Origin of the sequence: Gilliamella sp. wkB171, from assembly GCF_001693755.1 — a bacterium.
GTDB lineage: Bacteria > Pseudomonadota > Gammaproteobacteria > Enterobacterales > Orbaceae > Gilliamella > Gilliamella apicola_F.
Genome location: NZ_LYST01000035.1, coordinates 25,022 through 31,356, shown reverse-complemented (window position 1 = coordinate 31,356; position 6,335 = coordinate 25,022). Strand labels below are relative to the sequence as shown.

Annotated in this window: 4 protein-coding genes and 1 pseudogene; all 5 read left to right on the top strand. The window is 33.1% G+C overall.

What is annotated here, in order from left to right; all coding sequences use genetic code 11:
* Positions 1–1,639 (top strand): annotated as a pseudogene (locus A9G03_RS12530) (hypothetical protein); the annotation flags it as partial.
* Positions 1,640–1,656: 17 nt separating this feature from the next.
* A complete protein-coding gene (locus A9G03_RS04550) occupies positions 1,657–1,998 on the top strand; it encodes a hypothetical protein (protein WP_065798527.1) in 342 nt (113 codons plus the stop codon).
* Positions 1,999–2,741: 743 nt separating this feature from the next.
* The gene (locus A9G03_RS04545; protein WP_065798526.1) at positions 2,742–4,109 is read left to right on the top strand and encodes a hypothetical protein; all 1,368 of its coding nucleotides are present in this window, start codon (positions 2,742–2,744) and stop codon (positions 4,107–4,109) included.
* Positions 4,110–4,188: 79 nt separating this feature from the next.
* Positions 4,189–4,530, top strand: coding sequence for a hypothetical protein (locus tag A9G03_RS04540; protein WP_065798525.1), 342 nt, complete (start codon positions 4,189–4,191; stop codon positions 4,528–4,530).
* A 514-nt stretch (positions 4,531–5,044) separates the two neighbouring features.
* Positions 5,045–6,142: a tRNA (uridine(54)-C5)-methyltransferase TrmA gene (gene trmA, locus A9G03_RS04535; protein WP_065798524.1), complete on the top strand. Its 1,098-nt coding sequence runs from the start codon at positions 5,045–5,047 to the stop codon at positions 6,140–6,142.
* Positions 6,143–6,335: the final 193 nt, after the last annotated feature.

Sequence of the window (6,335 nt, the reverse complement as noted above, 5' to 3'; positions counted from 1 at the left end):
ATCGGGCATCGGGCATCGGGCATCGGGCATCGGGCATCGGGCATCGGGCATCGGGCATCGGGCATCGTTTTTATTAGTTAATAGTTATAATAATTGTTATCAAGAGTTTCATTCTTTATACAAAAATCTGTTTTCAAATTTATTTCTTTATTTTTTCTATAACAATCAGCCTAATAATATCTCCTTATTCAGAGCGTTTTTAAGAAAGGGGATAGTAAAAGCAGGTTTATGCACTCTATTTTTGTTGGTGTTTTTTACAGTGGTATCAATAAAATCGGTACATGCTTTAACGACACAAACAGCACAGGTAATAAATGGTAATAGTCCTTATATCAGTTTTGATGATGGAAAGACAACTTCAACGACGGTATTACCACTCTTATCGTTAATATTACCGAATAATCAGGCAATATCCGTTTTAGAAGATAATTCAACTTCTTTAAATCCAATAGTAATAGATAAACCATCACCAACATTTGCTGATATCAAAACCAATTTACCTTTTACTAATTATCCATCAATGCCGTTAGCCAATGTGATAGTAGCAAATAATTATTGGCGTGATGCTGATGGGGATAAGCTTTATACAGTCACGGGTTATTTGAAAGCAAAGTGGGAGGATGTTGAAGGTGTCGATGTAACAGACAATATTAAATCGAATCCGAATAGTGAGTTAGATGCGTGTAAATCCCCCTATAAATTAACACTTAGTGCCGATGATGGTACTTTAGTAACCAATTATGGCATACCGGATATGAGTTCATTCAAGGGCGGAAGTCATAGCTATTACATTATTCCGAATGTAAAAAAAGCGTGTTATTTAAAACCTCATTTAGTTTTCGGTAAAGGAAGTCAACCAGGAGATATATATGAAAACGGCAATTATGCAGGTCCCCCTGAGCAATGGGATCCGGATAGAGGATTTAAGCCGCAAAATATTAATGATGCCACAAGTAATTTTCCAACAACCGGTTCTAATAATTTCTTTTTTATTATGCAATTGGCAGGTCTAACAGCAAATGAATTTATTGCAATAAATAGTAATACGGTCAATGCTTCATCGGGTACTGGAATTTCTTTATCACTCAGTCGCGAAGGTGATTATGCTGTACGTATTACATTGAAAGGACCTGCTATAGACTCACCAGATAAGTCGTTTTCAGTTTCAACATTTAAACTCTATAGCGATCAAAGTAAAACTAATCTAATCTACCAATTTACCATTTGGCGTTGGTATTTAGTAAAACCAAGTACTGATAATACTTTTTTTGATGATGGTCAGGCTTTTTGTCGTTCTTTGGGGGGAAATTATAAACTTCCTGAAGTGTTTGATTTAACGAATGCAAACGGTAGGGATATTGTATCTGGTGAAAGATTGGCGATGGGTTTGCCTGGTCAAGGTAATGTTTATCAACGAAGAATCAGTTATTGGAATGAGCATTGGATTGGCGGGTTATTCAACGAATGGGGAATGGTAAATAATGACTATTATACAGGCAGTAACTGGTATACCGGTGACTACGTTGTTAATCATAAAACAACGGGGGGACTTGTATTTAATGTTCATTCTAATTATGGTGACGTTGATACCTCCTGGAGTACAACAACAAGCGCAAGAGTTGCTTGTATAACATTTTAGAAGGTAATAAAAGGATAATGAACATTACTGAAAAATTAAAACAGAGTGAGCGTATTGATAATATTTACCTTTATCGAGAAAGAATGTTTGTCCAGCTTTATGGTGTATCGCTTTATTTGTCGTTAAAAGAGTTAGGTTTACCGTTAAATGTGCGAGTAATACGATATAAAATGCTAGGAAATAGAGCAATTTTAAATGCGGGCATGCCACTAAAAAGTTTGTTAAATTTAGATATAACTGATTTAATTGTAACTGATAGTGGCTTCAAAATCCCTAACAGTTGGTCATTTGATTCATTATCTTACCATAATTGGTATGATAGAAAGTTAAAACAGTTGTTATCGGAAGAAGAAAAATAGTTTGTTACATAATGCGTAATGGATGATTTGCTAGCGATTAAGAACGTTAGCAAATCGATGTAATCGATGCAGTTTAAGGAAAAGGATTAATGATAAAATTGCCTCCAGAGAGTGTAGCGAACTGGCGCAATTTTTAGAGTTCAAAAAACATACAAAGGATTATTTGTTAAATATAACCGATGCGATATTTAAATAAAATCTAATTCAATATCTTGAATTTAAAATTAGGATAATTGATTCATCAACTAAGGATATTGCTCATTAGCATCGTTATTATTTTTTATAAGTTTCTATTTTATTGAACAGTTAATTCAATAAAATAATATCTTTACAAAAGTTTACTCAAAAGCACATTACAAAAAAATATATATCATTTAGTATGATATCAACCTTTACTTAATAAAGTACTATTGTTATTGAAGTTATCTTTATTTTTTAATAGTATATATTATTGAATTATTTAAAAATATTTGGCAAATAACTATAAGGAATGATAAAAATATGTTAAAATACGGTCTTAATCGGGCATCGGGCATCGGGCATTTTTAGAACAGCAGGGCATTAGCTATCGCCAATTTTCTCAGTTTTTAGCACAGACTCAATCATTATTCCCCCTTAAAAATTATTTATTTCAATATTTCAATATTTCCAATAATTTGCGAATAAAACATCGCTATTTATCTCTATCCCCTAACAAAATAAATTCATTGCTACAGAAAGTTATAACAATTTTTTGCTTTTGTTTGTTTATCTTTAGTGATGCTAATTCCCTAAATGTAGCAACCGCCAAAATAATAGAAGGCAATGCGCCCCAAGTTGTTAATACTGAACTAGCAGCAAATAAACATGGCTTTACCGTAAATGGTGTTTTTTATAGTGAGGCAAACAATAATATCAACGGGAATAAAGTTAAAGAGTTTAGTGGAGATTTAAGGCTTAAAGATTTTACCATAAAGAATTTTTATTATGATTCATTAGATAACAAACTAAATTTTGCCGATAATGATGGCGATGATATTGACACAACCAGACCATTCTTACTTACCAATACGAGTTTTAAATGGTATGACGCAAATGGTCAGGTCTTAACCGATCAAAGTAAAACCATTAGTACTTGTGAGAATGAGAGTTATAGTTTGCCATTAACATTAGAAATCACAACACAACTCAAGACATATTCTAAGTACGGAATACCCAACGAAAGTGATTTTGTGCCAATAACTAAACGTTATCAGATTGTCACTACACCCGAAATATGTGGAATAAAGCCAAATCAGATGTTTGTCCATCCTAATCGAATTTGGGCAAGTCCTTATATAGTCAATATTAACGGTGTTAAAGAGTGTAATTTTAAGGGGTATGATTCTTTGGAGGAATCTATTTCTGATCCAAAGGGTACAGGGTGGAATCAACCTGGTACCGAAAAACGAAATGATTATTGTGGTGGTGGATATGATGCTAATGTGTTCGATCCAAAATTAGGCTTTAAACCCTCAGCTAAACCATCCTTTCCAACTAGCGGTTTCCCTGGGGCTGAGTTTCGAATATTGGTTAAAGGTTCACAAACCGATTATACCTATAGTGTCATCAATAATTCGGGTGGCGGTGTTAGCGTTGACAAAATGGGCAATGTTACCTTGAATAATAAACCAACAGGTGAGGTGACTGTTCGAATAAAAACAAAATGGGAATCCTCTTTTTTATATGATTATACCTTTAATCCAACCAAGGTCTGGATTGAACCTCAAGAAGGTCTTTATTCTACTTATGCTCAAGCCATAGAACGATGTGGGGGTGAGACAAATATTCCCACCCGAGTTGACATGACTAACTCGCCAAATGCGCCAGCGACATGGACAGAATTACCTTTACAATGGGATACGTTCACGCGTGCTATTGGCGAGGGTTTGTTTGCTGAGTGGGGAGAAACAACCAAAACAGCTTATCCTAAATCTAATTGGCAACAACAATGGCAGTGGTTTTATTCCCGAGATCATTTTGATAATCGTAACCATCCCGGATATTCCGATATTTATGCAATCGATGCTTGGATAGGGCAAATACAGGTATGGGATAATGGTGTTGGATTACGAGCCATGTGTAAAAGATAACAACATAAATTAGATAAAACCAATTTAATCATAATAAGTTAGTGTATTGGTTTTTCTAAAAAATCGGGATCTAATTATCATGAGAATTATCGAAAAACTCAAACAGAGTGAAAGTATTGATAATATCTACTTTTATCGAGAAAGAATGTTTGTCCAGCTTTACGGTGTATCGCTTTATTTGGCATTAGAGGTGTTAAATTTACCCTTAATTATTCGAATAAAGCGCTATAAAAAGTTAGCCAATAAACCGATTTTACAGGCAGCTTTACTTGATAAGACTCTGTTAAATCTGGATATTTCAGGTTTAACAAAAACTGAGTTTGGTTATTCATTGCCCAATAGCAGGTCTGTTGATCTTTTAGTTTATCGCCTGTGGCATGATAAACAATTAAAACAATTATTATTTCAAGAGAGATCATAAATAGCGCTTTAATCGATAAAATTTTTCTAAACTTTTGTCATTGGTTAAATGTGTTGTAAGTCATTAATCATAGAGCAGATAGCTAGTGTTTGAATGTTAAAAATTGCCTCCAGCTCGCTTAGCGAGCAGGCGCAATTTTTAGAGCGCAAAAAACATACAAAGGATTATTTGTTAAAAATAGCCGATGCGATATTTAAATAAAATCTAATTCAATATCTTGAATTTAAGATGATTTATGAATGATATATTAAGCAATGCAGTTATATATAACAAAAATTTATATTAAATTTTAAGTAAAATGCCTAAATCCTAGGCTAATAATGTGTTTATTGTTATAACAGCCTTCATGTATATGTTATGATTAACAGGATTTTATAAAATCATACTATTACTGCTTTTAAATAGCGTTTTTAATTAATCATCTAATTGGATTATTTATGGTAGTTGATTAGTTATACTACGATAAGCAGTATTTCTTTTATCATATTTTCCTAATAGCGATGACTTAATTAAGATGACTGAATGTTTTTCCAACGATCAATATAACCGACAATTACAAAACAAAATCAATACTCTAAAAACACTTTTTAGCGATTTTGTGCTACCTGAATTGAAAGTTTATTCTTCTCCAGTAAGTCATTATCGGATGCGTGCAGAATTTAGAATATGGCATAATGGCGAAGATCTTTATCATATTATGTATGATAAAAAAACTAAGAAACGGGTTCGTATAGATAGCTTTCCTATTGCAACAAAGCTTATTAATCAAGCTATGCAAGCTGTTTTACCACTTTTACAGTACAATGAATCATTACGTCATTTACTTTTTCAAATAGACTATTTTTCCACGTTAAGTGGCCAACTATTAATTACGTTGTTATATCATAAAAAACTCGATGAAAATTGGATCGCTCAAGCTAGATTGTTAAAGCAACAATTAGCCGATCAGGGAATCAATGTCAATTTAGTTGGGCGTTCAAGTAATCAAAAAATTTCAATTGATGTTGATTATGTAGATGAGGTTTTGCCAGTGTTGGATAAAACATTTCAATATCGTCAAGTTGAAAATAGTTTTACTCAGCCTAATGCTGCAGTCAATATCAAAATGTTAGAGTGGGCAATTTCAGTGACTAAAGGTTCATCTGGCGATTTACTTGAATTTTATTGTGGTAATGGTAATTTTTCGGTTGCTTTAGCACAAAACTTTCGTAAAGTTTTAGCGACAGAAATTGCCAAAGCTTCGGTCTATTCGGCACAACATAATATTGCGGTTAATCAGATTGATAATTTAGTGATAGCCAGACTATCTGCCGAGGAGTTTACTTGCGCAATTAAAAAAGAGCGGGAATTTAATCGATTAAAAGGTATTGATTTAGACAGTTATCAGTGCCAAACCGTTTTAGTTGATCCACCACGAGGTGGATTAGACCAAGGCACCATCAATAATCTTAAAAACTACGCTACAATTATCTATATTTCATGCAATCCTTATACTTTAAAAGAAAATTTGCAACAACTTACCGTAACACATGAAATTAAACATTTAGCTATGTTTGATCAGTTCCCATATACAGATCATATAGAAATGGGTGTAGTACTAAAGAAAAAATAGTTCTTTGCGTACCCAAAATGTTTTAATTTTGCTAAAATGACATACACCTTTCGACGCAAAAACGGTGTTTGGTTTATAGATCGCTATTTTCTTTATTATTAATAAAAAAAAACCCTAGATAAACTAGGGCTGCATTAAATTGCAAGGAATGGATGAAAGGAAATAAAACAATGAAACAATAATGTCTAGCCTC

Excerpts from the sequence above, each read along its gene's own strand:
- A9G03_RS04550 (WP_065798527.1), top strand. The coding sequence starts at position 1,657 with ATGAACATTACTGAAAAATTAAAACAGAGTGAGCGTATTGATAATATT.
- A9G03_RS04540 (WP_065798525.1), top strand. The coding sequence starts at position 4,189 with ATGAGAATTATCGAAAAACTCAAACAGAGTGAAAGTATTGATAATATC.
- trmA (WP_065798524.1), top strand. The coding sequence starts at position 5,045 with ATGACTGAATGTTTTTCCAACGATCAATATAACCGACAATTACAAAAC.